The organism is Citrobacter sp. Cpo037, assembly GCF_030332945.1.
Taxonomy (GTDB): domain Bacteria; phylum Pseudomonadota; class Gammaproteobacteria; order Enterobacterales; family Enterobacteriaceae; genus Citrobacter; species Citrobacter portucalensis.
The window spans coordinates 172,097-197,830 of record NZ_JAOWGW010000072.1; the positions used below are offsets into that span (position 1 = coordinate 172,097).

Genomic DNA, 25,734 nt, shown 5'->3' on the forward strand with positions numbered 1-25,734 from the left:
GCACCGCTGAAAGCCTATGTTACCTACCCTGAAAAACGCCCTTACGCAGGCTTATTTTTTGCCTGCCGTTTAAACTCCCTGAATATCCCAATTCAAATCACTTTTATCAGGCGAAAAAAAACCGGGCATTACGCCCGGCTGATTAGGTGATTAAAGATTAATGTGCAGCTTCTGGCTTGTGCTTTTGCGCACTCTGGAAACCATAAGTCAGCTCATTTTTCTCTTTATCCAGCGCAACGGTCACCTGGCCACCATCCACCAGCGAACCGAACAGCAGTTCGTTAGCCAATGGTTTTTTCAGGTTATCCTGGACAACACGCGTCATTGGACGTGCGCCCATTGCGCGGTCGTAGCCTTTCTCTGCCAGCCAGTCACGTGCTTCCTGGCTCACTTCCAGAGAGACACCTTTCTGATCCAGCTGAACCTGAAGCTCGACGATAAACTTATCAACAACCTGATGAATCACCTCGGTAGAGAGATGATCAAACCAGATAATGTTGTCGAGGCGGTTACGGAATTCCGGCGTAAACACTTTTTTGATTTCGCCCATTGCATCAGTACTATTGTCCTGATGAATCAACCCAATCGATTTACGCTCAGTTTCACGCACACCGGCGTTGGTGGTCATGACCAGCACCACATTGCGGAAATCCGCTTTACGCCCGTTATTGTCGGTCAGCGTGCCGTTATCCATCACCTGCAACAGCAGGTTAAAGACATCCGGGTGTGCTTTTTCGATTTCATCCAGCAGCAGTACCGCATGCGGATGCTTAATAACAGCATCGGTCAGCAAACCGCCCTGGTCGAAACCGACATACCCCGGAGGCGCACCAATCAGGCGGCTGACGGTGTGGCGTTCCATATATTCGGACATATCAAAACGCAGCAGTTCAATGCCGAGTGCTTTGGACAACTGCACCGTGACTTCGGTCTTACCGACGCCAGTTGGTCCGGCAAACAGGAACGAACCGACCGGTTTATGCTCGTGTCCCAGACCGGCACGGCTCATTTTGATCGCTTCAGTCAGCGCCTCAATGGCTTTATCTTGTCCGAATACCAGCATTTTCAGACGGTTGCCCAGGTTTTTCAGCGTGTCGCGATCGCTCTGCGAAACGCTCTTCTCCGGGATCCGCGCAATGCGGGCCACAACGGACTCGATATCCGCCACGTTGACGGTTTTCTTGCGCTTGCTGACCGGCATCAGACGCGCACGCGCGCCCGCCTCATCAATCACGTCAATCGCTTTATCCGGCAGATGACGATCGTTAATGTATTTCACCGCCAGTTCGACCGCTGCACGCACCGCTTTGGCGGTATAGCGGACGTCATGGTGCGCTTCGTATTTCGGCTTCAGACCGTTGATTATCTGCACGGTCTCTTCTACCGATGGCTCAGTGACATCGATTTTCTGGAAACGACGCGCTAACGCACGATCTTTTTCAAAGATATTGCTGAATTCCTGATAGGTTGTGGACCCTATCACACGAATCTTCCCGCTGGAGAGCAACGGCTTGATAAGGTTAGCCGCATCCACCTGGCCGCCCGATGCCGCACCCGCACCGATAATGGTGTGGATCTCATCGATAAACAGAATGCTGTTAGTATCCTGTTCCAGCTGTTTCAACAGCGCCTTAAAGCGTTTTTCAAAATCACCGCGATATTTGGTGCCTGCCAGCAGCGAGCCGATATCCAGGGAGTAAAGAGTACAATCAGCCATAATTTCAGGCACATCACCCTGGACGATACGCCAGGCGAGACCTTCGGCAATGGCGGTTTTACCGACACCAGACTCTCCCACCAGCAGCGGGTTGTTTTTTCTGCGACGGCACAGTACCTGAATGGCGCGCTCCAGCTCTTTGTCCCGGCCAATGAGCGGATCAATTCCGCCCACTCGGGCAAGCTGGTTAAGGTTAGTCGTGAAGTTTTCCATACGGTCCTCCCCGCCAGCTTGCTCTTCGTTATTTGGCTGATTCCCAGAGTCAGAAGACTGGCTGGGTTCGTCTTTGCGCGTGCCATGAGAAATAAAATTCACCACATCAAGACGACTTACTTCATGCTTACGCAGCAGATAAGCCGCCTGAGATTCCTGCTCGCTGAAGATAGCGACCAGCACATTTGCGCCGGTAACTTCATTGCGCCCGGAGGACTGAACATGAAAGACCGCGCGTTGCAGTACACGCTGAAAACTCAACGTTGGCTGCGTGTCGCGTTCTTCCTCACTGGCAGGCAATACAGGTGTGGTCTGTTCAATGAAGGCTTCGAGTTCCTGACGGAGCGCCACCAGATCCACAGAACACGCTTCCAGCGCTTCGCGGGCCGATGGGTTACTGAGCAACGCCAGTAACAAGTGCTCGACGGTCATAAACTCATGTCGGTGCTCGCGCGCTCTGGCGAAAGCCATGTTTAAACTGAGTTCCAGTTCTTGATTGAGCATAGGCACCTCCCCCAATGTTTATGCCTGCATTCAGGCTTTTTCCAGCGTACACAGCAACGGATGCTCGTTCTCCCTCGCATATTTGTTCACCATCGCTACTTTGGTTTCAGCCACTTCGGCAGTGAACACACCGCAGATAGCTTTGCCTTGATAGTGAACTGCAAGCATCAGTTGCGTTGCACGTTCTACATCATAAGAAAAGAATTTTTGTAACACGTCAATAACAAACTCCATCGGAGTGTAATCATCATTGACTAATATCACTTTATACATAGATGGCGGTTTTAGCGCGTCGCGCAATTTATCTTCCGCCAGCAGATCGAAATCCAGCCAGTCGTTCGTCTTACCCATTGTCAGTCGTCATCTTCAGTTACGGTTTCCGGCAGAAAATCTTGCCGCTGACAAGCAGCCTATGCGCACAATCAATCTACCTCAAGTATTAGATAACTATCATCTATTAGTGCCATCCGCGACATCTGTCACATAACCGACAATAGCGTTAACTGCTTCAAATTTTGATGCATTTTTACCCTATTCCGTCTGTATGGCGCTTGACGCCCCGCCTGATTTCTCTAAATTGTAGTTTCGAGAGTTGGCGAGGTTTTGAACAGCCCCCACTCCGCCACCGGTTCATTCCATCTTACTTATATAAGATTTACGAAGGATGTCGAAGTATGGAAACGGGTACTGTTAAGTGGTTCAACAACGCCAAAGGGTTTGGTTTCATTTGCCCCGAAGGCGGCGGCGAAGATATTTTCGCCCATTACTCCACCATTCAGATGGATGGTTACAGAACGCTAAAAGCCGGACAGTCTGTCCAGTTTGATGTCCACCAGGGGCCAAAAGGCAATCATGCCAGTGTCATCGTGCCTGTCATTGAAGCAGAAGCTGTCGCATAGCTCTTCTGTCTCATTGTGTACATCCCGCAGTCAAAATGCCAGCCCTTGCGGCTGGCATTTTTATATCTGTGGCATTATTCCCGCGCCAGAGCATCTACCGGATCCAGACGTGCCGCATTCCGCGCCGGTAGCCAGCCAAACAACACCCCGGTTGCAGTCGAACACAGGAAAGCCGTCAACAGCGCGACGGGTGAAAATCCAATTTCCCAGCCCGGCAGAAATAGCTGTAGCGTAAAGGCGATCAGCATCGACAGGCTAATGCCCAACGCGCCGCCAACCAGACACACCAACACTGCTTCAATTAAGAACTGTTGCAGCACGTCACTGGCGCGAGCGCCAACCGCCATACGAATGCCAATCTCACGCGTTCGTTCGGTTACCGAAACCAGCATAATATTCATCACGCCAATCCCACCGACCACCAGCGAAATCACCGCCACCAGCGTCAGGAAGAGTTGTAATGTACGTGTGGTCTTTTCGGCGGTTTTCAAGATACCGTCCATATTCCAGGTGAAGAAATCCTTCTTACCGTGGCGCAACGTCAACAGTCGGGTCAGTTGCTGTTCGGCCTTGGCACTGTCAAAACCATCCTTCACCCGCACGGTGATCGAGTTCAGCCACGACTGTCCCATTATGCGCCCGGACATAGTGCTGTAAGGCAGCCAGACACGCAGGATCTTGCTACTGCCAAACATCGACTGTTTCTCTTCTGCAACACCAATCACCGTGGCAGGCATATTCCCCACCAGCACGACCTCGCCAACAACTTTCGCTTTGTTGGGGAACAACTGACGACGGGTATTGCTGTCGAGCACCACCACCTGAGCACGCCCCGCCAGTTGCTCGGCGTTAAAGGTGGTCCCTTCGCTAAATGTCATGCCGTAGACGTTGAAATAGTCGCCGCTAACGCCATTAGCACTGGCAGCAACATCGATGTTGCCATAGCGTAACCGCAGGTTCTTCGACACTGCAGGCGTTACTGAACTGACCCAGGGCTGCTTCTGTAGCGCCGTCAAATCGTCATACCTCAACGCCTGTTGATATTGCGGATCGTCGTCGCCGAAGTCTTTGCCAGGATAGATATCAATGGTGTTAGTACCAATAGCGCGAATATCTGCCAGTACCAGTTGTTTAGCCGCATCGCCTACCACCACGATCGACACCACCGAAGCAATACCGATGATGATCCCAAGCATGGTCAGTAGCGTTCGCATTTTATTCGCGGCCATTGCCAGCCAGGCCATGGTAAGCGCTTCACGAAAACCGCTGACAAATTGGCTCCAGCCGGATGCCGTTTTCACCGTTGGCTCCGCGATATCGCGTCCGCCAGAGGGTTTCTGTGGCGGTGGATTGCGCACAATCTCGCCGTCACGAATTTCAATGACCCGTTCGGCCTGCGCGGCGACCTGGCTGTCGTGAGTAACGATAATTACCGTATGCCCGCGATCGCGCAGCTGATGCAAAATCGCCATCACCTCTTCGCCGGAATGGCTATCCAGTGCACCGGTGGGTTCGTCGGCAAGAATAACCTGCCCCCCGTTCATCAGCGCACGCGCGATACTGACCCGCTGCTGCTGACCACCGGAAAGCTGGGAAGGTTGATAGTCAACCCGGTCACCCAACCCCAGCCGCTGGAGTAATTCCTGCGCACGCGCCAGGCGCTGCTTACGTTCAGTGCCAGCGTAGACCGCGGGTACCTCAACGTTTTGTGCGGCGGTTAAATGCGACAGCAGGTGATAGCGCTGGAAGATAAAACCAAAATGCTCACGACGGAGTTGCGCTAGCGCATCGCTATCCAGCGTAGAGACATCGCGTCCGGCAACGCGATACGTACCGCTGGTTGGCTTATCCAGACAGCCGAGAATGTTCATCAGCGTCGATTTACCCGAACCCGACGCCCCGACAATCGCCACCATTTCCCCGGCCTGAATGCTCAAGGATACGTCCTTCAACACCTCAACCTGGCCTTCACCTGACGGATAGCTGCGGCGGATATGGCTCAGCTCAAGCAATGCTGTCATTTTGCAGCTCCAGCGTTGCCCTCACCGGTAATGACTTCATCCCCCTCTTCCAGCCCTTTCACGATCTCCACATCGGTGTCATTACGCGCGCCGATAACCACTTCACGTTCGCGGGTTTCGCCGTTACGCAGCAGCCTGACGTTATAACGATTATTGCCAATAGGATCGCCCAGCGCCGACAGCGGGATGGTCAGGACATTTTTGACATCCGTGAGCTGGATATGGACCTGCGCGGTCATATCCAGACGCAGGATCCCTTTCGGGTTTGGAACTTCGAAGCGGGCATAGTAGAAAATCGCATCATTCACTTTCTCTGGCGTCGGAAGAACATCTTTGAGTTTACCTTCATAGCGTGTTTGCGGATCGCCCAGCACGGTAAACCAGGCCTTTTGCCCTGGATGCAGGTGAATTACATCAGCCTCAGAAACCTGCGCTTTTACCAGCATGGTGCTCATATCCGCCAGCGTCAGAATATTAGGGGCCTGCTGGGCGGCAATAACGGTTTGCCCTTGCAGCGTAGTAATTTGCGTTACTTCGCCAGCCATTGGCGCAACGATGCGGGTGTAATCAAGGTTGGTTTTTGCCGTATCGAGTGAGGCCTGATTACGTTTAATTTGCGCGTCAATTGTGCCAATTTGCGCCTGTTTGACCGCCATTTCGGTGGCCGCCGTGTCGAGATCCTGCTGTGAAACAGCCTGGGTTTTCGCCAGCTGTTGTTGGCGGGAAAGAGTAACCCGCGCCAGCTTCCACTCAGCTTCGGCTTGTAAACGCTGGGCGCGCAATTCCATCAGCGTTGCTTCAACCTCTTTGATTTGGTTTTGCGCCTGTTCAGGATCGATAACGCCGAGCAACTGATCCTTTTTTACTTTATCGCCAATCGCAACCGACAGCGTTTTTAACTGCCCGCTGACCTGCGCCCCGACGTCAACTTTACGCAGCGCATCCAGCTTACCGGTAGCCAACACGCTTTGCTGCAGATCGCCAGGACGAACAATTAATGTTTGATACTGAGGTAAAGGCGCATTAAGCGTTCGCCAAAGTGCAATTACCGCCACAATAAGGATGATGGCGAACAGAAAATAGCGTTTTTTGATTTTTCCCTTGAGCTTCATCAATGTCCCAATTCCCCCAATACGTCCACCAGAGTGGAGTGCTAAACATCAACGTTAAATAAATCGCCGTTGAAAAGCGCAAGAATAACAGAGTTATTGATGAATGGTTAAGATCCGCTGTGCTGAAATTAGTACAAGGGTATCAATCGGATTTATATTATGAGCCAGCTAACTGAAAGCACTTTTCATTCTTCAAAACCAGTTACAAGTTTTAGCCTCTTTTGTAGCCTGATGACCGGACATTGGCGCCCCGGACAATTTTGGCATCAGCGTAGCTTTCGTCGTAAGTTTTTGTTGCGCTCAGCGCTTATGCCGCGATTAACGCGTGAATGGATGACCGAGTTGGCGCAATGGCCTGACCTTGATAGCATACTTGCACGCCAGCCACGATTGCCGGTTCGTTTGCATCGCGCCTATCTCGCGAAAAATCTTGACCACAAAACGAAACTGGATGCCGTGCGTTATCATTACAATGCTATCCGTAGCTTTTTTTCAGCCACTGAATTTAAGAATTATTTAAGTGAAGATGGATTACAACTAGCACAAATTGAGGGAAAAAATAGCGAAGTATTTAGCGTAATAATGACTTCATTCATCATACTGGATAAAGAAGGTGAAAGCACCATTCTGGTACGCAATTGCACTGGCGAGACTTTAGCGGAAATGACGTTTACGCTGTGCAATTATGAAGGGAGCAGTACACTGTTTATTGGCGGGTTACAGGGAGGCAGCCGATTACTGCCACATGAAGAAATTCAAAAAGCGACCAAATCATGCCATGGGATTTTCCCAAAACGTATTGTGATGGAAGCCATTTGCTGTTTTGCGGAACAATTAAATATCGAACAAATTCTGGCTGTAAGCAATGAACAGCATATTTTTCGCAGCCCGCGCTACGACGATAAAAACAAGGTAATCCTTTCCGACTACAACACTTTTTGGGAGTCGGTTGGCGGTGAGTGCGACAGCAACGGGTACTATCATATTCCGCGCACGCTGGCGCGAAAAAGCGAGGCGGATATTGCGAGCAAAAAACGCGCAGAATACCGCCGCCGCTATCAGCTACTGGACAGCATCCATTCGCAGCTGTCGTCGATGTTTCGCCACTAATCCGCTCTGCCGCGTGCCAGCCACAGCACGCGGGAAAACATTTTTCGCAGCAGCGTTGGCACCGCATCAACGCCCCTCCGCCCGGCTTCCATCGCCACCTCGATCGCCAGATCCGGTTTTGACGACCGATGAATCGCCTTGGAGATTATTTTGCGCATATTCATAGGCACGTTCTCCGGAATTTGCGCCACCCGGTGAAAGACGTCAGCAAACCCCTGGCGATACATAAAGTGTTCCATATCCAGCGCGGGGAGCATGGTCAAATGCTCGCGCTCTTCCTCTCTGTCGTCATTCAATAAGCTACGTACCGTGGCGGCGTACTTTTTCCCGGCTTCATCTCCATCGACCAGCACATGCCACTCTATTCCCATCCGGCGGGCGAATTTAACCAGCGGCTTAAGACCGGACTGGGCAAATTCAATGACTTTAATCCCTTCCGCATCAAAGTGGTGTCCGCACTGGCGGGCCAGTTCGTTAATCACCCAGGTTTCCGTTTCACCTTCTACCAGCAGCCAGCAGCGGGCAAACAACGATGACGCACGATTAAAACGAATATGAAATGCGATTCGCCGACCATCTTCTGCACTGATCCCACCCGGCCCCAGCCGCCAGGCAGCGACGCGGGATGATTCACGTACCAGACGAACAACATGTTCAACAGGCGTAAGGGACAGCAGCTCACCGGAGTTGGTGGTCGCCACTCGCTGCAGAGGCAGTAAATTCAACAAGTGCCAGGCCACCGACAGCATGATGGGATGTAAACGCGTTTCTGGATCTTCCACCAGCAATAAAGGTCGGGCGTCTTTATCCAGCCTTAGCGTGCCTTTGGCCTGCAACAAGGTCGAAAACAGGCCCAACAGAATAACCCGGTGCGTACGTCCGCCGGGTTTATCAATCATGCGGTTAATAATGTCCAGATAGCGCCAGCTCCGTTGTTCGTTATTGGAGCGACGGCGCATCAGACGGTAGCGGGACTGGCCAGCCCCCTGCTCGGAAAAATAGTGCTCCAACAGCTGTACCATGGCCGATAAACCCTGACGGATCTGCCCGTCTGTCAGGTTTTGCGGCCGGGTAGCCAGCTCACGCGCCAGAAAATCCAGTTGGCGGGCGGTGACTTCGACATCCGCCGAATCTGGCACCGTACCGTTGCGGATCCGTCGCATAAATCGCGCGTCACGCAGACGCAGTACTGGCATCAGGCGCACGAGGTGTCGCGCCTGATCGTTAATGTCATCGAGAGGTAATGGATGGCCGTCGCCGTCAAGAAAACTGCGCAAGGTCAGAACGCTACCGTCATCCGCACACTCGCCTTCCAGGCGATAAAAAATGCGGTGATAGCCATCCTGGCACGGCGTCCAGCTGGCTTCCAGAGGACGATAGCGGCGCACCCGGTGACGACCTGGTTGGGATTCACGAAACGTCAGGATAATGTGCAGGTGGTGTTCCCGGCCCTGTATATCACCCGGCGGGAACCAGAAATCCTCGCGGACAAAATGATACAGGTCTGACTCCGGCGACAGCAGCAGGGTCAAGGCATCCAGCAGACTGGATTTACCCCACGCGTTCTCCCCAATCAGCACGTTGCTCTGCTCCAGCATCAACGACAGACGGTTAATACCACGAAATCCAACAATCTCAACGCGTTCGAGAATCATATAGCCTCCGGAAATGCTAACTTTTTCCTTCAAGTTATCAGGAGTATAACGGCAAGCGGGCGCTCAGGACACCCGGTATGATCAGGAGGTTAGTAGCAGAAATTGAAAAATATAAGAATATTCTTCTTATGTTTTCCTCGGAATATTATTTCAGAACTCAATCATCACCTTTTCCTAATTGAACTATGCTTCATTCATCCAATATTCATAAAGGAATAACAACATATTGCCTTAAATCAAATTTTTTCATCAATTTAACTGGCGAAGGGATGATGTTTTTTTCTAAAATACCCGCTCTTTCATCATCGTCCCTTTTTAGCGATGAATTACCGGGCAAGGAACTCGAACCCGGAACTTTTAATTGAGGTGGTTATGTTCAGGAAATTAGCAGCTGAATTCTTCGGTACGTTTTGGCTCGTCTTTGGCGGGTGCGGTAGCGCAATACTGGCCGCAGCATTCCCGGAGTTGGGTATTGGATTTGCCGGTGTGGCCCTGGCGTTTGGTCTGACGGTACTGACCATGGCTTTCGCCGTAGGACATATTTCCGGTGGACACTTTAACCCAGCGGTAACCTTCGGTTTATGGGCTGGCGGTCGCTTCCCGGCAAAAGACGTTATTGGTTACGTTATTGCTCAGGTTGTGGGCGGTATTGTTGCAGCTGCGGCACTGTATCTTATTGCCAGCGATAAAGCAGGTTTTGATGCAACGGCCAGTGGTTTTGCTTCGAACGGCTTTGGTGAACATTCACCAGGCGGTTATTCCATGCTTTCTGCCGTCGTCATTGAAATTATTCTGACCGCAGGTTTCTTATTAGTGATCCACGGCGCGACCGATAAACATGCTCCGGCAGGTTTTGCACCTATCGCAATTGGTCTGGCGTTAACACTGATTCACTTGATCAGTATTCCGGTCACCAACACTTCTGTAAACCCGGCACGTAGTACCGCAGTCGCCATCTTCCAGGGCGGTTGGGCACTGCAACAATTGTGGTTCTTCTGGGTTATGCCGATCATCGGTGGGGTACTCGGCGGTCTTATTTACCGCACTCTGCTGGAAAAACGCGATTAATCGCTAACAAAAAGACCTGACTATTGTCAGGTCTTTTTTCTCCACGCTATATTTCCTTTTATTTGCAACTTTACTCCCCTCTTTGCATTGAGTAGTGTGTATACCCGTTATACTTCAAGTTGCAGATGTGTTGACTGCGCTCGCTCCCCCCAGTCACGTACTTATGTACGCTCCCGGGGATTCACTCCCTTGCCGCCTTCCTGCAACTTGAATTATTTAGGTTATAGTGACGCATTTCGTCTTACTTCTCAGCAAGGATCTGATTTTCATGTTTTCAGGGCTGTTAATCATTCTGGTTCCCCTTATTGTGGGCTACCTTATTCCGCTCCGGCACAGGACTGCATTACAACTTATCAATCGCCTGTTAAGCTGGATCGTCTACCTTATTCTCTTTTTTATGGGTATTAGCCTGGCGTTTCTGGATAATCTCGCCAGCAACCTGTTAGCCATTCTTCATTATTCTGCGGTCAGCGTGACAGTCATTATGCTATGTAATATTGCGGCGCTGTTCTGGCTGGAGCGTTCGCTGCCCTGGAGACACAACCACAAGCAAGAAAAGCTCCCCTCGCGAATTGCAATGGCGCTTGAGTCGCTTCAGCTTTGCGGCGTCGTCGTCGTCGGTTTCCTGCTCGGCCTCACTGGGCTTCCCATTCTGCAGCATGCCACCGAAGCCAGCGAATATACGTTAATCTTTTTACTGTTCCTGGTGGGGATTCAACTACGCAACAGCGGCATGACCTTAAAGCAAATTGTGCTGAACCGTCGGGGGATGATCGTGGCCGTCGTCGTCGTCGCCAGTTCGATGCTGGCGGGGGTTATCAATGCCTTGATCCTCGGTCTACCGCTGAAAACCGCGCTGGCGATGGCATCAGGTTTTGGCTGGTATTCCCTATCCGGTATTCTGTTAACCGAATCATTCGGGCCCGTAATTGGTAGTGCCGCCTTCTTTAACGACCTGGCCCGTGAGCTGATCGCCATTATGTTGATTCCAGGAATGGTGGGCCGCAGCCGCTCTACCGCGCTGGGATTATGCGGCGCAACATCAATGGATTTCACCCTGCCCGTTTTACAACGCAGCGGCGGTCTGGAAATGGTCCCGGCAGCCATCGTCCACGGCTTTATTCTGAGTCTGTTAGTGCCTCTGCTGATGGCGTTTTTCTCCGCCTGACGCCGGGACAAATACCTCTCTGGCGGTAGTCAGCTACCGCCAAAATTGCGCTAAATCAATCTCCCTGCAAGTAGTAGCAGAAATCCCTTTTATCCCTTCGCGCACAGGCATAATCTTAAACATGTATATTAAATATAACTTTAAAAGGTGTGACCATGTTTTGTGTGCAATGTGAACAAACCATCCGTACTCCGGCAGGAAACGGCTGCTCTTACGCGCAGGGTATGTGCGGTAAAACGGCTGAAACCTCCGATTTGCAGGATCTGCTGATTGCTTCCCTACAAGGTCTGTCTGCATGGGCTGTTAAAGCACGTGAATACGGCATCATCGACCATGAGGTTGATAACTTTGCGCCGCGTGCGTTCTTCTCCACACTGACGAACGTTAACTTCGATTCCCCGCGTATTGTTGGCTATGCCCGTGAAGCTATCGCCATGCGCGACGCCCTGAAAGCGCAATGCCTGAACATCGACGCGAACGCAGCGGTCACCAACCCGATGGCCGATCTGCAACTGGTCAGCGACGATCTGGGTGACCTGCAACGTCAGGCCGCTGAATTTACCCCGAACAAAGACAAAGCAGCCATCGGCGAGAACATTCTCGGCCTGCGTCTGCTGTGTCTGTACGGCCTGAAAGGTGCGGCAGCTTACATGGAGCACGCACACGTTCTCGGTCAGTACGACAACGAAATCTACGCTCAGTACCACAAAATCATGGCATGGCTGGGTACCTGGCCTGCCGATATGAACGCTCTGCTGGAGTGTTCAATGGAAATCGGCCAGATGAACTTCAAAGTGATGAGCATTCTGGACGCCGGTGAAACCACCAAATACGGTCACCCAACCCCGACTCAGGTCAACGTAAAAGCGACCGAAGGTAAGTGCATCCTGATCTCCGGTCACGACCTGAAAGATCTGTACAACCTGCTGGAGCAGACCGAAGGTACTGGTGTTAACGTTTATACCCACGGTGAAATGCTGCCGGCGCACGGCTACCCGGAACTGCGTAAGTTCAAGCACCTGATCGGTAACTACGGCAGCGGTTGGCAGAACCAGCAGGTAGAGTTTGCCCGCTTCCCAGGTCCGATCGTCATGACCTCTAACTGCATCATCGACCCGACCGTTGGCGCGTACGACGACCGTATCTGGACCCGTAGCATCGTCGGTTGGCCGGGTGTCAGCCACCTCGAAGGCGACAACTTCGGTCCGGTTATCGCTCAGGCACAGCAGATGGCTGGCTTCCCGTACAGCGAAATCCCGCACCTGATCACCGTAGGTTTCGGTCGTCAGACCCTGCTGGGCGCTGCTGATACCCTGATCGACCTGGTGAGCCGCGAAAAACTGCGTCACATCTTCCTGGTCGGCGGTTGTGACGGTGCACGTGGTGAACGTAACTACTTCACCGACTTCGCCACCAGCGTGCCGGATGACTGCCTGATCCTGACCCTTGCTTGCGGTAAATACCGCTTCAACAAACTGGAGTTCGGCGATATCGAAGGTCTGCCGCGTCTGGTGGATGCTGGTCAGTGTAACGATGCTTACTCTGCCATCATCCTGGCAGTAACCCTGGCTGAGAAACTGGGCTGTGGCGTGAACGATCTGCCGCTGTCTCTGGTGCTCTCCTGGTTCGAACAGAAAGCGATTGTTATTCTGCTGACCCTGCTGTCTCTGGGCGTGAAAAACATCGTCACTGGCCCGACTGCGCCTGGTTTCTTCACACCGGATCTGCTGGCAGTTCTAAACGAGAAATTTGGTCTGCGTTCCGTGACCACCGTTGAAGAAGACATGAAGCAACTGCTGAGCGCGTAAGGAGTAAAGAATGACAATGCCAACTCATCAGTGCCCATGGCGGATGCAGGTTCACCACATCCATCAGGAAACGCCGGATGTATGGACAATTTCGTTGCTGTGCCACGATTATTATCCTTACCGCGCCGGGCAGTATGCACTGGTCAGCGTACGTAATTCAGCGGATACGCTGCGTGCTTACACCATTTCTTCAACGCCGGGCGTTAGCGAGTACATCACGTTGACCATCCGCCGGATTGACGATGGCGCAGGTTCACAGTGGCTAACCCGCGACGTGAAGCGCGGCGACTATATCTGGCTGTCGGATGCAATGGGTGAGTTCACCTGTGAAGATAAAGCGGAAGACAAGTTCCTGATGCTGGCCGCCGGCTGTGGTGTCACGCCAATCATGTCAATGCGTCGCTGGTTGGCAAAGTACCGCCCACAAGCGGATGTACAGGTAATCTTTAACGTTCGCTCGCCGCAAGATGTCATTTTTGCCGACGAGTGGCGCGAATATCCGGTGACATTAGTTGCTGAAAACAATGCCACAGAAGGTTTTGTTTCCGGCCGACTGACGACTGAACTGCTGAAAAGCGTACCGGATCTGACCTCGCGTACCGTGATGACCTGTGGCCCGGCACCGTATATGGATCTGGTCGAGAAAGAAGTCAAAGCGCTGGGCGTGACGCGCTTCTTTAAAGAGCAGTTCTTCACACCTGTTGCCGAAGCCGCCACCAGCGGTCTGAAGTTTACCAAGCTACAGCCGGCGAAAGAGTTCTACGCGCCGGTGGGCAGTACGCTGCTGGATGCGCTGGAAAGCAACAAGGTTCCGGTTGTCGCCGCATGCCGTGCAGGCGTTTGCGGCTGCTGCAAAACCAAAGTGGTTGACGGTAACTACACGGTCAGCAGCACCATGACGCTGACCGACGCAGAAATCGCTGAAGGTTATGTGCTGGCTTGTTCCTGTCATCCGCAGGGTGATTTAGTGCTGGCGTAATTGGCCGGTATCTGATGTGCAAAAGGCTGCCTGGCTGTACCGGGTGGCCTTTTTTTATGCTGTCAGGCGTTGCAAAATTCTGATGTTTTCACTCTCCCCGCAAATTATCGACCACACTTACCCTGCGCAGATTAAACATAATCCCCGACTAGTACGTCGAACTTTCTACAAGGATCCCCATGAAAAAAGTGGCTATTGTCGGCGTCGGTCCCACCGGGATTTATACGTTTCATGCCCTGGTTGAGCGCGGTGAACCGCTGGAAATAGAGCTTTACGAGCAAGCTGAAGAGGCGGGCGTTGGCATGCCTTATAACAGCGATAACAACGCAGACCACATGCTGGCAAATATAGCCAGCATTGAGATCCCACCGATTTATATCAACTATCTGACGTGGCTACAAAATCAAAGTGATGACTATCTGGCCCAGTTTCAGATTGAACGCACCTCTTTGCATGAGCGGCAATTTTTACCCCGCGTGATCCTCGGCGGCTATTATCGCGATCGTTTCTTAGCCATTGTCGATAAAGCGCAACAAGCCGGCTTCACGATTCGCGTACATGAAGCAAGCAAAGTCACCGACCTGCAAGCGACCCCGAATGGGGTTTCTTTGTGGATCAACCACGCTTCACAGCCCGTTGAGGTGGATTTCGCCGCTATCGCCACTGGTCATCTGTGGCCTGAAACGGATGCTCAGGCACGCAAATTTTTCCCCAGTCCGTGGACCGGTCTGATGGACGCGCAGATTGGTGCTTGCCGGGTAGGGATTCTGGGCACCTCGTTAAGTGCTATCGACGCCGCGATGGCTGTGGCCAGTCAGCATGGCACCTTCACTACCAATACCGACCATTCACTGCAATTCACACCTAAATCCGACAGTCAAAACCTGAAACTGACCCTGATGTCGCGCAGCGGGGTACTGCCTGAAGCGGATTTTTACTGCCCCCTTCCGTATGAATCGCTGAATATCGCGACGCCAGAAGCGATTGAAGATGCCATTGCCCATGGCCAAAACGGATTACTGGACCGCATCTTTCAGCTTATGGCGCAACAACTGCAAGACGCAGCGCCAGGCTGGTGCCAACAGGTGGCGCTTGCGACGCTTAACGCCGACACGTTCCCCGCAGTCTATTTCGCCGACAGGCTCAGACATGACCCTTTTGACTGGGCGAGACGTAACCTGGTAGAAGTTGAGCGCAACAAGCAAAAACAACATACCGTCACCTGGCGCTATACCTTGCTGCGCCTGCACGAGGTTATCGAGGAGATAGTCCCTCATCTTGATACCCGCGACGAAAAACGTTTCAGGTGCGGACTGGCGCGGGTATTTATTGATAACTATGCGGCAATCCCGTCAGAGTCAGTTCGCCGAATGCTGGCGCTGCACGAAGCCGGGCTGATTGAGATCCTCGCGCTTGGCACAGATTATGAGCGTATGAATGAACAGGAAATGACGGTAATTTCCCACCACGGTCAGCGCAGCGAATTTGATGTGTTTATTGACGCCCGAGGACAACGGGCATTGCAGAGCAAAGATATCCCATTCCCAACGCTACGCGATCAACTGCTGGCCTGTGGCGATGAGATCCCGGATGTCGGCGAAGATTACACGCTGCAAGCGCCGGAAAACGCCCGCAATCGCATCGCTTTTGGCGGGCTGCCGTGGTTGATGCACGATCGTCCGTTTATTCAGGGATTAGTGGTCAGCGCTGAAATAGGCGCCGCGATGGCAAGGGCATTGACGCAGCGAGCGCTGAGACGTCGGCACAAACTATGGAACAGTGACGACATAGATTAGCGACAGATTGAACGACGAGGCGGAGCAATGCTACGCTTTCCCGCCTCGGTATTGACTCTCAGATGGTAACTATCGCCAGGCTGAATTTCCGGCAACGGAGTAACGCCCCGCTCCCAAAAACGCCACGGCCAGCGCGCCGATGAAGAAATAAACCAGACTTTCAATCGCCCATGCACCGGTTTTATCCAGTGTCCAGGTTTCGCCCATCCCGACCATCAGCCATGCCACAACCATCGTAAACGCCAGCCCCAACGCCGCCGGACGCGTCAGGATGCCAAGAATAATCAGGCACGGTGCCACGACCTCTCCCAACAGAACGCCATACGCAATAAAGCCAGGGAAACCTTTCGCGATCAACATACCGCTGATGCCATCAATACCCGCAAAGAGTTTATGCAGCCCATGAAACAGCATCAGCCCACCGACGGCAAAGCGTAACAATAACTTGCCAAAATCTTCGTGAGTCAGCACTCGGTTAACTGAATTTAATAGTTTTATAACCATTTGAATTTATTCCTTGTTTCACCATGTCCAAAACAAACTACGCTTAATACAGGTTAAATGAAACCTGCCGGAAATAAGGGGGAAATGAGAAGCATAACTATTATCTTCATCTAAACTTGTAACCGGTATCACATTAGAGGAGAAGGAAAACCATGAAACAAACGGTTGCCGCTTTTATTGCTAAAACACTCGAACAGGCTGGCGTAAAACGCATTTGGGGTGTAACGGGTGACTCGCTAAATGGTCTGAGTGACAGTCTGAATCGTATGGGAACAATTGACTGGATGCCAACCCGTCATGAAGAGGTTGCAGCCTTCGCTGCGGGCGCTGAAGCGCAGTTGACGGGCGAACTGGCCGTCTGCGCAGGCTCGTGCGGGCCAGGCAACCTGCACCTGATCAACGGGCTATTTGATTGTCACCGTAACCACGTCCCGGTACTGGCAATCGCCGCGCATATTCCCTCCAGTGAAATAGGCAGCGGTTATTTTCAGGAGACCCACCCGCAAGAGTTGTTCCGCGAATGTAGCCACTATTGCGAGCTGGTTTCCAGCCCAGAACAGATCCCACAGGTGCTGGCAATTGCCATGCGTAAGGCGGTGCTCAACCGTGGCGTTTCCGTGGTGGTTTTACCCGGTGACGTGGCGCTAAAACCTGCACCTGAAAGCGCCACCACGCACTGGTATCATGCGCCGCTCCCGGTGGTGACTCCACAAGAAGAAGAGCTGAGAAAACTGGCGCAACTGCTGCGCTACTCCAGCAATATCGCCCTGATGTGCGGCAGCGGCTGTGCCGGTGCACATAAAGAACTGGTTGAGTTTGCGGCTAAAATCAAAGCGCCGATTGTTCACGCCCTGCGTGGTAAAGAGCATGTTGAGTACGATAACCCCTATGACGTGGGAATGACCGGGCTGATTGGCTTTTCATCCGGCTTCCATACCATGATGAATGCCGACACACTTATCCTGCTTGGCACCCAGTTCCCCTATCGCCCGTTCTACCCCACCGATGCCAAAATTATTCAGATTGATATCAATCCGGCGAGCATTGGCGCGCACAGTAAAGTTGATATGGCGCTGGTAGGCGATATTAAATCCACTCTCCGTGCCCTACTGCCGCTGGTGGAGGAAAAAACCGAGCGGCAGTTCCTGGACAAAGCGCTGGAGCACTATCGCGAGGCGCGCAAAGGGCTGGATGATTTAGCCAAACCCAGCGATAAAGCCATTCACCCACAATATCTGGCGCAGCAGATCAGCCACTTTGCCGCTGACGATGCCATCTTTACCTGCGACGTTGGCACGCCAACGGTGTGGGCAGCACGCTATCTGAAAATGAACGGCAAACGTCGCCTGCTCGGATCGTTTAACCACGGGTCGATGGCGAATGCCATGCCGCAGGCACTCGGCGCACAAGCCACAGAACCAGGACGCCAGGTTGTGGCAATGTGCGGTGACGGCGGCTTTAGCATGCTGATGGGAGACTTTCTGTCGGTTGTCCAGATGAAGCTGCCGGTGAAGATTATTGTCTTCAACAACAGCGTGCTGGGATTTGTCGCAATGGAGATGAAAGCGGGCGGTTATCTGACCGACGGCACCGAACTGCACGACACCAACTTCGCGCGGATTGCCGAAGCCTGCGGCATTACAGGCATTCGCGTGGAAAAATCCTCAGAGGTTGATGAAGCGCTACAAAGGGCGATGTCGATTGACGGCCCGGTGCTGGTCGATGTAGTCGTGGCGAAAGAAGAGCTGGCGATCCCGCCGCAGATCAAACTCGAACAGGCCAAAGGTTTTAGCCTGTATATGCTGCGCGCAATCATCAGCGGACGCGGTGATGAAGTGATCGAACTGGCGAAAACGAACTGGCTCAGGTAAAACATCCTTATTAAATCACACACAAAATCATTCATGAGGCATCTAGGCGGCTAGCCCGAAAATCCCCAGGAGCATGGGTATACTATGTGACTGGGGTTTAAGGGTGCGGCCAACGCCGAAGCAGCTTGAAGGATGAAGTGTAATAAGGAGACACCATGATTGATTTACGCAGTGATACCGTCACCCGGCCGAGTCGCGCCATGCTGGAAGAGATGATGGCAGCCCCGGTCGGGGATGACGTGTATGGAGACGACCCTACCGTTAACGCCCTCCAGCAATACGCCGCAGAGCTTTCTGGTAAAGAAGCCGCTATTTTCCTACCCACCGGCACTCAGGCAAACCTGGTGGCGCTGCTCAGCCATTGTCAGCGTGGCGAAGAGTACATTGCCGGTCAGGGCGCACATAACTATCTCTACGAAGCAGGTGGCGCAGCGGTGCTCGGTAGCATTCAACCGCAGCCTATCGACGCCGCACCGGATGGCTCCCTGCCGCTGGACAAAGTGGCTGCAAAAATCAAAGTGGACGATATCCATTTTGCCCGCACCCGCTTGCTCAGCCTGGAAAATACCCACAACGGCAAAGTGCTGCCGCGCGCGTATCTGAAAGACGCCTGGGAATTCACCCGCGAGCGTAATCTTGCCCTGCACGTCGACGGCGCACGTATTTTTAACGCCATCGTCGCCTACGGCTGTGAACTTAAAGATGTCACGCAATACTGTGATTCGTTCACCATTTGCCTCTCCAAAGGCCTCGGCACCCCCGTTGGTTCACTGCTGGTCGGCAGCCACGAGTACATCAAACGCGCTATTCGCTGGCGCAAAATGACCGGCGGCGGAATGCGTCAGGCCGGTATTCTGGCAGCAGCCGGACTGTATGCGCTGAAAAATAACGTGGCGCGTTTGCAGGAAGACCATGACAACGCCGCCTGGATGGCGGAGCAGCTGCGCGAAGCAGGGGCGGACGTCATGCGCCACGACACAAATATGCTGTTTGTTCGCGTTGGCGAAGAGCACGCTGCCGCGCTGGGCGAATATATGAAAGCGCAAGGCGTGCTGATTAACGCCTCCCCAATTGTGCGCCTGGTGATGCACCTGGACGTATCGCGTGAACAACTTGCTGAAGTCGTCGCCCACTGGCGCGCTTTTTTAACCCAATAAGGAGATGGGCGTGCCGCAACGGATTTTGGTTCTTGGCGCCAGTGGCTACATTGGTCAGCATTTGGTACAGGCGCTCAGTCAGCAAGGGCATCAGGTGTTGGCTGCGGCACGTCGCATTGAACGGCTGGAAAAGCAGCAACTGCCCAATGTCAGTTGCCACAAGGTCGATTTGAATTGGCCAGAAAACCTCACCCCGCTGCTGACGGGTGTTGATACGGTTTATTATCTGGTTCATGGTATGGGCGAAGGCGGTGATTTTATCGCCCACGAACGTCAGGTGGCGATGAACGTGCGCGATGCGCTGCGTAATACGCCAGTTAAACAGCTTATTTTCCTGAGCTCATTGCAGGCTCCACGGCATGAACAATCCGATCATCTGCGTGCACGACAGATAACCGCGGACACCTTGCGCGAGTCAGGCGTGCCAATGACGGAATTGCGCGCGGGCATTATCGTGGGAGCGGGTTCCGCTGCCTTTGAAGTCATGCGCGATATGGTTTACAACCTGCCGGTTCTCACCCCTCCACGCTGGGTACGCTCGCGTACCACGCCTATCGCGCTGGAGAATTTAATGTACTATCTGGTGGCATTGTTGGAAAATCCCACACCACATCACCGCGTCCTCGAAGCCGCCGGGCCGCAGGTGTTGAGCTATCAGGAACAGTTCGAGCATTTTATGGCGGTCAGCGGTAAACATCGCCTGCTCATCCCCATCCCCTTTCCTACCCGCTGGATTTCGGTCTGGTTTTTAAACGTTATTACGTCAGTGCCGCCAACCACGGCCAAAGCGCTGATCCAGGGCTTAAAACACGACCTGCTGGCCGATGACACTGAATTACGTGCGCTGATCCCACAAAAACTGATTGCCTTTGATGACGCGGTGCGCAGCACGTTGAAGGAAGAAGAGAAGCTGGTCAACTCCAGCGATTGGGGTTACGACGCACAGGCGTTTGCCCGCTGGCGTCCAGAATATGGCTATTTTGCTAAACAAGCTGGCTTTAGCGTTGAAACCTCCGCCAGCAAAAAGGCTCTGTGGCAGGTTGTGAATCGACTCGGCGGCAAAGAAGGCTATTTCTTTGGCAATATTCTATGGAAGACGCGCGCTGCGTTGGACCTGCTGGTCGGCCATAAGCTGGCAAAAGGTCGTCCCAAACACCCACTATTGCAAGTTGGCGATACCGTTGATAGCTGGAAAGTCATCATCGTTGAGCCGGAGAAACAGCTGACGCTGCTGTTTGGGATGAAAGCGCCGGGACTGGGTCGCCTGAGCTTCACACTGGAAGATAAAGGTGACCACCGACGCATTGATGTACGCGCGTGGTGGCATCCGCACGGTATGCCTGGCCTCTTCTACTGGCTGTTGATGATCCCCGCCCACCTGTTCATTTTCAGGGGGATGGCGAAGCGTATAGCCAAACTTGCAGAACAAATCACAGACTAATGATAAAAAGAGCCTGTATTCTTTCATGTTTCCCATTGCATACAGGCGTAATTCACGGAAGAATGCGCACGACGTTTTTTAAACACAGTGGATTGATATGAAGGTACTGGTTACCGGAGCCACCAGCGGCTTGGGCCGAAACGCGGTTGAGTTTTTATGCAGCAAAGGCGTCAGCGTCAGAGCCACCGGTCGCAACGAAGCGATGGGCAAGCTGCTGGAGAAAATGGGCGCAGAATTTGTGCATGCGGATTTGACCGAGCTGGTTTCTTCGCAGGCAAAAGTGATGCTTGCCGGCATTGACACGCTGTGGCACTGCTCCAGTTTCACCTCTCCATGGGGAACTCAGGAAGCTTTTGATCTGGCCAACGTTCGTGCTACCCGCCGTCTGGGCGAGTGGGCCGTAGCCTGGGGCGTACGTAACTTTATTCATATCTCCTCTCCGTCGCTGTATTTTGATTATCACCATCATCGCGATATCAAAGAAGACTTCCGTCCCCATCGCTTCGCCAATGAATTCGCCCGCAGCAAAGCGGCTGGAGAAGAGGTGATTGCGCTGCTCGCCCAGGCCAATCCGCAGACTCGCTTTACTGTCTTGCGCCCGCAAAGCTTGTTCGGACCTCACGATAAAGTCTTTATTCCCCGCCTCGCCCATATGATGTACCACTACGGCAGTATCCTGTTGCCGCACGGCGGGAGTGCGCTGGTGGATATGACCTATTACGAGAACGCAGTTCACGCGATGTGGCTGGCGAGTCAGGAAGCCTGCGATAAGCTGCCGTCGGGTCGTGCGTACAATATAACCAACGGTGAACATCGCACCCTGCGCAGTATTGTGCAGAAACTTATCGACGAGCTGAATATTGACTGCCGTATCCGCTCCGTGCCCTACCCGATGCTGGACATGATTGCCCGCAGCATGGAGCGCTTAGGCAATAAATCGGCGAAAGAGCCAAAGCTTACGCATTACGGCGTTTCGAAGCTAAATTTTGACTTTACGCTGGATACCAGCCGCGCTCAGGAAGAGTTAGGTTATCAGCCCGTTGTGACGCTGGATGAAGGGATTGAGCGTACCGCGGCCTGGCTGCGCGACCACGGTAAGCTGCCGCGTTAGGCTGATATCCATTGCAGGGTGGCGGCACAAGCGCCACAAATACCTGCCAAATTAACCGTAGGCCTGATAAGCGAAGCGCCATCAGGCATTGGTGTCTGCGTTAACCCTGCCCGTATTTCTCCAGTAACGCTTCGGCAATCGCCTGCGTTTCCGCGTCCGCCACGCCATTCCACAACGTCGGGCGGAAGTGCATCTGGAACGCCATAATCACCCGCTGCTGTTCACGCGGCGTCATCTCGGGTTTTACCTCATAGCCATAGCGTGACAGTAGATCGAACAATGACGCGGTTTCTACCGGCGAATGGGGCGCTCGTCCAGCGAGATAAAATGCCACACGCTGAGCATCCGGCCATGCGCCAATGCCCTGAACGGCCAGTGCTTGCCACGGAAACAGCGGACCGGGATCGTCCTTACGCTGCGGCGCAATGTCTGCATGAGCCACCACGTTTTGCGGTTTTATGTCGTAGCGGGCGATGATATCTTTCGCCAATGGGACTAACGCCTGAATCTGCGCGGGCTCAAACGGCGCAAAATACTTGCTGCCCGCTGATTTTTGCCAGCCGCGGTTTTCCAGCTCAATGCCAATTGAGGTATCGTTAATACGCGTAGCGCCGCGCCAGAAGCTAATCCCCGCATGCCAGGCCAGATCTTTTTCCGGCACCAGTTGCCAGATACGCGGCTTACCATGGTAAAGCGGCGGCACTGCTGGGATCAAATAGTGCGAACTGACGTTTTTATCGGTCAGCGTAGCCAGAGAAGAGTCAAAATCATCGGCCGTGTAATGGATAACCAGCACTTTAATGCGCGGATAAGCAGCCTGTGCCTGTCGGCGGGTATCTAACTGATACCCGTCTTTGTCGACAATCCCTTTTTCGCCAGCACATCCCACCAGCAACAGCGTAAATGCCAGCAGACACAACAGACGTTTCATCGGCGAGTTTTCACCGCGGTACCGCTGACGCTCACCATCAGCATGCTACCGTCTTTGCCTACGGTTTCGTAATCGATATCGATACCGACCACCGCATCAGCACCCAGCGCTTTCGCCTGTTCGCCCAGCTCCTGAAAAGCAATTTCACGCGCTTTACGCAGCTCTTTTTCATACGCGCCGGAGCGACCACCGACAATATCGCGAATGCCGGCGAAGAAATCGCGGAAGATATTCGCGCCTAAAATGGCTTCACCGGTAACAACACCGCAGTATTCCACGATGCTCTGTCCTTCCAGCGTAGGGGTTGTCGAAAACTGCATGGTTAATCTCCTTTTTGCGCTAAGAGCACGATCTCAAAAGCATTATCGAACCGATCCACTATCATTGAAAGGATATATTCTATCAACGTAGAACACTAATCGTAGAAAGCTAATAAGGAAATCATTATGCGCTACTCGAAACTCTCTCTGCTGGTTCCCTGTGCACTTCTTCTCAGCGCCTGTACTACCGTGACGCCGGTCTATAAAGATAACGGCACACGTAGTGGTTCATGCATAGAAGGTGGGCCAGACAGCGTGGCTCAACAATTCTATGATTACCGTATTCAGCATCGAAACAATGACATTACCGCCCTTCGTCCGTACCTGAGCGACAATCTGGCTAAACTGCTGACCGACGCCAGCCGCGATAATGCACACCGCGACCTGTTTAACAGCGATCCGTTCTCCAGTCGCGCTACGTTACCAGACAGCGCCAGTGTCGCCAGCGCATCGACTATTCCGAATAGTGATGCACGCAACATTCCGCTGCGCGTAGAGCTGAAACAGGGCGATCAGAGCTGGCGTGATGAAGTGCTGATGATTCGTGAAGGTCAGTGCTGGGTCGTTGATGATGTACGCTATCTGGGCGGCAGCGTACACGCGCCAGCCGGGACGTTGCGCCAGTCTGTCGAAAACCGCTAACCGCCCCATTCCCCCGCTTAAATCATAACCCCCATAAATTGTCTGGCATTCTGCATAGAATGCCGACAATTATTCTTACCCACTGGTGACCTCGCTATTTTGTGCTATGTTTAGAGAAGAATGCGGTTTGCATTTAACTTTTAACGCATAAATATTGCATAACTATTCTGTCAAAGGTAGTATCTGCGGCTTCAATAGCTATCAGACTGCCAGTATCGAGTGTCAATGAGTATTCAATTAAACGGCATTAACTGCTTCTACGGCGCACATCAGGCGCTGTTCGATATCACGCTGGATTGCCCTCAGGGTGAAACACTGGTGTTACTTGGCCCAAGTGGAGCCGGGAAAAGCTCGCTGCTGCGCGTACTCAACCTGCTTGAGATGCCGCGCTCGGGCACGCTCTCTATTGCGGGCAACCGTTTCGACTTCACGAAGACCCCGTCAGATAAAGCCATTCGGGATCTGCGTCAGAACGTGGGCATGGTCTTTCAGCAATATAATCTCTGGCCGCATCTCACGGTGGTGCAGAACCTGATTGAAGCGCCCTGCCGCGTACTGGGTCTGACAAAAGAGCAAGCGATGGCGCGCGCCGAGAAACTGCTGGAACGTCTGCGCCTCAAGCCTTACAGCGATCGTTACCCATTACATCTTTCCGGTGGCCAGCAACAGCGTGTAGCCATTGCCCGCGCGTTGATGATGGAGCCGCAGGTGCTGCTGTTTGATGAACCGACCGCCGCGCTTGACCCGGAAATTACCGCCCAAATCGTCAGCATCATTCGCGAACTGGCGGAAACCAATATTACTCAGGTGATCGTCACCCACGAAGTGGAAGTTGCACGTAAAACGGCCAGTCGTGTGGTGTATATGGAAAACGGTCACATCGTCGAGTTTGGGGATGCGAGCTGCTTTGCCAACCCGCAAACCGAAGCGTTTAAAAACTATCTTTCTCACTAAGATTCGGGACAATACAATGAAAAAAGTTCTGATTGCCGCGCTAATCGCAGGTTTTAGTCTTTCCGCTACCGCAGCCCAAACCATTCGTTTCGCCACCGAAGCGTCTTATCCTCCGTTTGAATCTATCGATGCGAATAACAAGATCGTAGGTTTTGACGTTGATCTGGCAAACGCGCTGTGTAAAGAGATTGACGCTACTTGTACCTTCACCAATCAGGCCTTCGACAGCCTGATTCCGAGCCTGAAATTCCGTCGTTTTGACGCGGTGATGGCCGGTATGGACATCACGCCTGAGCGTGAAAAACAGGTGCTGTTCACCACCCCTTACTACGACAACTCTGCGCTGTTTGTGGGCCAGCAGGGTAAATACACCAGCATCGACCAGCTGAAAGGTAAAAAAGTCGGCGTTCAAAACGGTACCACGCACCAGAAATTCATCATGGATAAACATCCGGAAGTGACCACTGTGCCGTATGACAGCTACCAGAATGCCAAACTCGATCTGCAAAACGGTCGTATTGACGGCGTCTTTGGTGATACCGCAGTAGTAACCGAGTGGCTGAAAGACAATCCTAAGCTTGCCGCGGTTGGTGACAAAGTCACGGATAAAGATTACTTCGGTACAGGTCTGGGCATCGCGGTACGCCAGGGCAATACCGAGCTGCAGCAGAAATTTAACGCTGCGCTGGAAAAAGTGAAGAAAGATGGGACTTACGAGACCATCTACAACAAATGGTTCCAGAAGTAATATTT

Annotated in this window: 22 protein-coding genes; 14 read left to right on the forward strand and 8 right to left on the reverse strand. The window is 52.7% G+C overall.

The annotated features are described in order from the left end of the window. Positions 1–157 precede the first annotated feature (157 nt). Positions 158–2,434, reverse strand: a complete 2,277-nt coding sequence (gene clpA / locus OGX94_RS18510; protein WP_003036804.1) for an ATP-dependent Clp protease ATP-binding subunit ClpA — start codon at positions 2,432–2,434, stop codon at positions 158–160. Positions 2,435–2,464: 30 nt separating this feature from the next. Beyond that, positions 2,465–2,785 (reverse strand): ATP-dependent Clp protease adapter ClpS, encoded by a 321-nt coding sequence (gene clpS / locus OGX94_RS18515; protein ID WP_003036810.1) that lies wholly within the window; start codon positions 2,783–2,785, stop codon positions 2,465–2,467. A 323-nt stretch (positions 2,786–3,108) separates the two neighbouring features. Here clpS and cspD point away from each other — a divergent pair, with 323 nt between their 5' ends. After that, positions 3,109–3,333: a cold shock-like protein CspD gene (cspD, locus tag OGX94_RS18520; protein ID WP_003036813.1), complete on the forward strand. Its 225-nt coding sequence runs from the start codon at positions 3,109–3,111 to the stop codon at positions 3,331–3,333. Between the two features lie 74 nt (positions 3,334–3,407). Here the strand turns inward: cspD and macB are convergent, their stop codons facing one another. Then, positions 3,408–5,354 carry a macrolide ABC transporter ATP-binding protein/permease MacB gene (gene macB, locus OGX94_RS18525; RefSeq protein WP_257661825.1) on the reverse strand — a complete coding sequence of 649 codons (1,947 nt, stop codon included), beginning with the start codon at positions 5,352–5,354 and terminating at the stop codon, positions 3,408–3,410. Beyond that, a complete protein-coding gene (gene macA, locus OGX94_RS18530) occupies positions 5,351–6,466 on the reverse strand; it encodes a macrolide transporter subunit MacA (protein WP_148361767.1) in 1,116 nt (371 codons plus the stop codon). Before macA ends, macB begins: the two co-directional genes overlap by 4 nt. A 159-nt stretch (positions 6,467–6,625) precedes the next feature. Between macA and OGX94_RS18535 the strand changes: the two genes are divergently transcribed. Then, the gene (locus tag OGX94_RS18535) at positions 6,626–7,576 is read left to right on the forward strand and encodes a VirK/YbjX family protein (RefSeq protein WP_003834290.1); all 951 of its coding nucleotides are present in this window, start codon (positions 6,626–6,628) and stop codon (positions 7,574–7,576) included. Here OGX94_RS18535 and OGX94_RS18540 read toward each other — a convergent pair. Continuing rightward, positions 7,573–9,231, reverse strand: a complete 1,659-nt coding sequence (locus OGX94_RS18540; RefSeq protein ID WP_003834292.1) for an ATP-dependent endonuclease — start codon at positions 9,229–9,231, stop codon at positions 7,573–7,575. The two genes, OGX94_RS18535 and OGX94_RS18540, sit on opposite strands and share 4 nt — an antisense overlap. Positions 9,232–9,603: 372 nt before the next feature. Here OGX94_RS18540 and aqpZ point away from each other — a divergent pair, with 372 nt between their 5' ends. The 5 genes from aqpZ to OGX94_RS18565 all read left to right on the forward strand — a co-directional run bounded on the left by aqpZ (position 9,604) and on the right by OGX94_RS18565 (position 16,050). After that, positions 9,604–10,299 (forward strand): aquaporin Z, encoded by a 696-nt coding sequence (gene aqpZ / locus OGX94_RS18545; protein WP_286569729.1) that lies wholly within the window; start codon positions 9,604–9,606, stop codon positions 10,297–10,299. Between the two features lie 268 nt (positions 10,300–10,567). Then, a complete protein-coding gene (locus OGX94_RS18550; RefSeq protein WP_149335161.1) occupies positions 10,568–11,467 on the forward strand; it encodes a LysO family transporter in 900 nt (299 codons plus the stop codon). A gap of 155 nt (positions 11,468–11,622) precedes the next feature. Beyond that, positions 11,623–13,275: a hydroxylamine reductase gene (gene hcp / locus OGX94_RS18555; protein ID WP_008785224.1), complete on the forward strand. Its 1,653-nt coding sequence runs from the start codon at positions 11,623–11,625 to the stop codon at positions 13,273–13,275. A gap of 10 nt (positions 13,276–13,285) precedes the next feature. Next, positions 13,286–14,254: an NADH oxidoreductase gene (gene hcr / locus OGX94_RS18560; RefSeq protein ID WP_003834299.1), complete on the forward strand. Its 969-nt coding sequence runs from the start codon at positions 13,286–13,288 to the stop codon at positions 14,252–14,254. Positions 14,255–14,433: 179 nt separating this feature from the next. After that, a complete protein-coding gene (locus OGX94_RS18565; RefSeq protein WP_257661824.1) occupies positions 14,434–16,050 on the forward strand; it encodes an FAD-NAD(P)-binding protein in 1,617 nt (538 codons plus the stop codon). 69 nt (positions 16,051–16,119) lie between these two features. On the opposite strand, the gene OGX94_RS18570 is transcribed toward OGX94_RS18565, so the two are convergent. Beyond that, complete coding sequence (locus tag OGX94_RS18570) at positions 16,120–16,554, reverse strand: DoxX family protein (protein ID WP_003834302.1); 435 nt, start codon at positions 16,552–16,554, stop codon at positions 16,120–16,122. A 152-nt stretch (positions 16,555–16,706) separates the two neighbouring features. Here OGX94_RS18570 and poxB point away from each other — a divergent pair, with 152 nt between their 5' ends. The 4 genes from poxB (at position 16,707) to OGX94_RS18590 (ending at position 22,134) form a co-directional block, all read left to right on the forward strand. Then, positions 16,707–18,425: a ubiquinone-dependent pyruvate dehydrogenase gene (gene poxB / locus OGX94_RS18575; protein ID WP_032943955.1), complete on the forward strand. Its 1,719-nt coding sequence runs from the start codon at positions 16,707–16,709 to the stop codon at positions 18,423–18,425. 155 nt (positions 18,426–18,580) lie between these two features. After that, positions 18,581–19,582 carry a low-specificity L-threonine aldolase gene (ltaE, locus tag OGX94_RS18580; protein ID WP_126317706.1) on the forward strand — a complete coding sequence of 334 codons (1,002 nt, stop codon included), beginning with the start codon at positions 18,581–18,583 and terminating at the stop codon, positions 19,580–19,582. Between the two features lie 10 nt (positions 19,583–19,592). After that, a complete protein-coding gene (locus OGX94_RS18585) occupies positions 19,593–21,023 on the forward strand; it encodes an SDR family oxidoreductase (protein WP_257661822.1) in 1,431 nt (476 codons plus the stop codon). Positions 21,024–21,120: 97 nt separating this feature from the next. After that, positions 21,121–22,134, forward strand: a complete 1,014-nt coding sequence (locus OGX94_RS18590; protein WP_003834312.1) for a 3-beta-hydroxysteroid dehydrogenase — start codon at positions 21,121–21,123, stop codon at positions 22,132–22,134. Positions 22,135–22,234: 100 nt separating this feature from the next. On the opposite strand, the gene OGX94_RS18595 is transcribed toward OGX94_RS18590, so the two are convergent. Both OGX94_RS18595 and OGX94_RS18600 read right to left on the reverse strand, forming a co-directional pair. Next, positions 22,235–23,065 (reverse strand): N-acetylmuramoyl-L-alanine amidase, encoded by an 831-nt coding sequence (locus OGX94_RS18595; RefSeq protein ID WP_286569733.1) that lies wholly within the window; start codon positions 23,063–23,065, stop codon positions 22,235–22,237. After that, complete coding sequence (locus OGX94_RS18600) at positions 23,062–23,385, reverse strand: heavy metal-binding domain-containing protein (RefSeq protein WP_001160725.1); 324 nt, start codon at positions 23,383–23,385, stop codon at positions 23,062–23,064. The genes OGX94_RS18595 and OGX94_RS18600 overlap by 4 nt, the downstream gene beginning before the upstream one ends. A gap of 126 nt (positions 23,386–23,511) precedes the next feature. Between OGX94_RS18600 and OGX94_RS18605 the strand changes: the two genes are divergently transcribed. From OGX94_RS18605 to artI, 3 genes are all read left to right on the forward strand, one after another. Beyond that, on the forward strand, positions 23,512–24,027 hold the full coding sequence (locus tag OGX94_RS18605) for a lipoprotein (protein ID WP_003834409.1): 516 nt from the start codon (positions 23,512–23,514) through the stop codon (positions 24,025–24,027). A 225-nt stretch (positions 24,028–24,252) separates the two neighbouring features. After that, positions 24,253–24,981: an arginine ABC transporter ATP-binding protein ArtP gene (gene artP, locus OGX94_RS18610; RefSeq protein WP_003027295.1), complete on the forward strand. Its 729-nt coding sequence runs from the start codon at positions 24,253–24,255 to the stop codon at positions 24,979–24,981. Positions 24,982–24,997: 16 nt separating this feature from the next. Further along, a complete protein-coding gene (gene artI, locus OGX94_RS18615) occupies positions 24,998–25,729 on the forward strand; it encodes an arginine ABC transporter substrate-binding protein ArtI (RefSeq protein WP_003027298.1) in 732 nt (243 codons plus the stop codon). Positions 25,730–25,734 lie beyond the last annotated feature (5 nt).

Bases quoted from the DNA above. Each gene is read 5' to 3' on its own strand.
- macA (WP_148361767.1), bottom strand. From the start codon at position 6,466: ATGAAGCTCAAGGGAAAAATCAAAAAACGCTATTTTCTGTTCGCCATC.
- OGX94_RS18565 (WP_257661824.1), top strand. From the start codon at position 14,434: ATGAAAAAAGTGGCTATTGTCGGCGTCGGTCCCACCGGGATTTATACG.
- OGX94_RS18600 (WP_001160725.1), bottom strand. From the start codon at position 23,385: ATGCAGTTTTCGACAACCCCTACGCTGGAAGGACAGAGCATCGTGGAA.
- OGX94_RS18570 (WP_003834302.1), bottom strand. From the start codon at position 16,554: ATGGTTATAAAACTATTAAATTCAGTTAACCGAGTGCTGACTCACGAA.
- artP (WP_003027295.1), top strand. From the start codon at position 24,253: ATGAGTATTCAATTAAACGGCATTAACTGCTTCTACGGCGCACATCAG.
- hcr (WP_003834299.1), top strand. From the start codon at position 13,286: ATGACAATGCCAACTCATCAGTGCCCATGGCGGATGCAGGTTCACCAC.
- OGX94_RS18540 (WP_003834292.1), bottom strand. From the start codon at position 9,231: ATGATTCTCGAACGCGTTGAGATTGTTGGATTTCGTGGTATTAACCGT.
- cspD (WP_003036813.1), top strand. From the start codon at position 3,109: ATGGAAACGGGTACTGTTAAGTGGTTCAACAACGCCAAAGGGTTTGGT.
- OGX94_RS18550 (WP_149335161.1), top strand. From the start codon at position 10,568: ATGTTTTCAGGGCTGTTAATCATTCTGGTTCCCCTTATTGTGGGCTAC.
- OGX94_RS18590 (WP_003834312.1), top strand. From the start codon at position 21,121: ATGAAGGTACTGGTTACCGGAGCCACCAGCGGCTTGGGCCGAAACGCG.
- clpS (WP_003036810.1), bottom strand. From the start codon at position 2,785: ATGGGTAAGACGAACGACTGGCTGGATTTCGATCTGCTGGCGGAAGAT.
- OGX94_RS18605 (WP_003834409.1), top strand. From the start codon at position 23,512: ATGCGCTACTCGAAACTCTCTCTGCTGGTTCCCTGTGCACTTCTTCTC.
- hcp (WP_008785224.1), top strand. From the start codon at position 11,623: ATGTTTTGTGTGCAATGTGAACAAACCATCCGTACTCCGGCAGGAAAC.
- aqpZ (WP_286569729.1), top strand. From the start codon at position 9,604: ATGTTCAGGAAATTAGCAGCTGAATTCTTCGGTACGTTTTGGCTCGTC.
- clpA (WP_003036804.1), bottom strand. From the start codon at position 2,434: ATGCTCAATCAAGAACTGGAACTCAGTTTAAACATGGCTTTCGCCAGA.
- poxB (WP_032943955.1), top strand. From the start codon at position 16,707: ATGAAACAAACGGTTGCCGCTTTTATTGCTAAAACACTCGAACAGGCT.
- OGX94_RS18595 (WP_286569733.1), bottom strand. From the start codon at position 23,065: ATGAAACGTCTGTTGTGTCTGCTGGCATTTACGCTGTTGCTGGTGGGA.
- OGX94_RS18535 (WP_003834290.1), top strand. From the start codon at position 6,626: ATGAGCCAGCTAACTGAAAGCACTTTTCATTCTTCAAAACCAGTTACA.
- ltaE (WP_126317706.1), top strand. From the start codon at position 18,581: ATGATTGATTTACGCAGTGATACCGTCACCCGGCCGAGTCGCGCCATG.
- artI (WP_003027298.1), top strand. From the start codon at position 24,998: ATGAAAAAAGTTCTGATTGCCGCGCTAATCGCAGGTTTTAGTCTTTCC.
- macB (WP_257661825.1), bottom strand. From the start codon at position 5,354: ATGACAGCATTGCTTGAGCTGAGCCATATCCGCCGCAGCTATCCGTCA.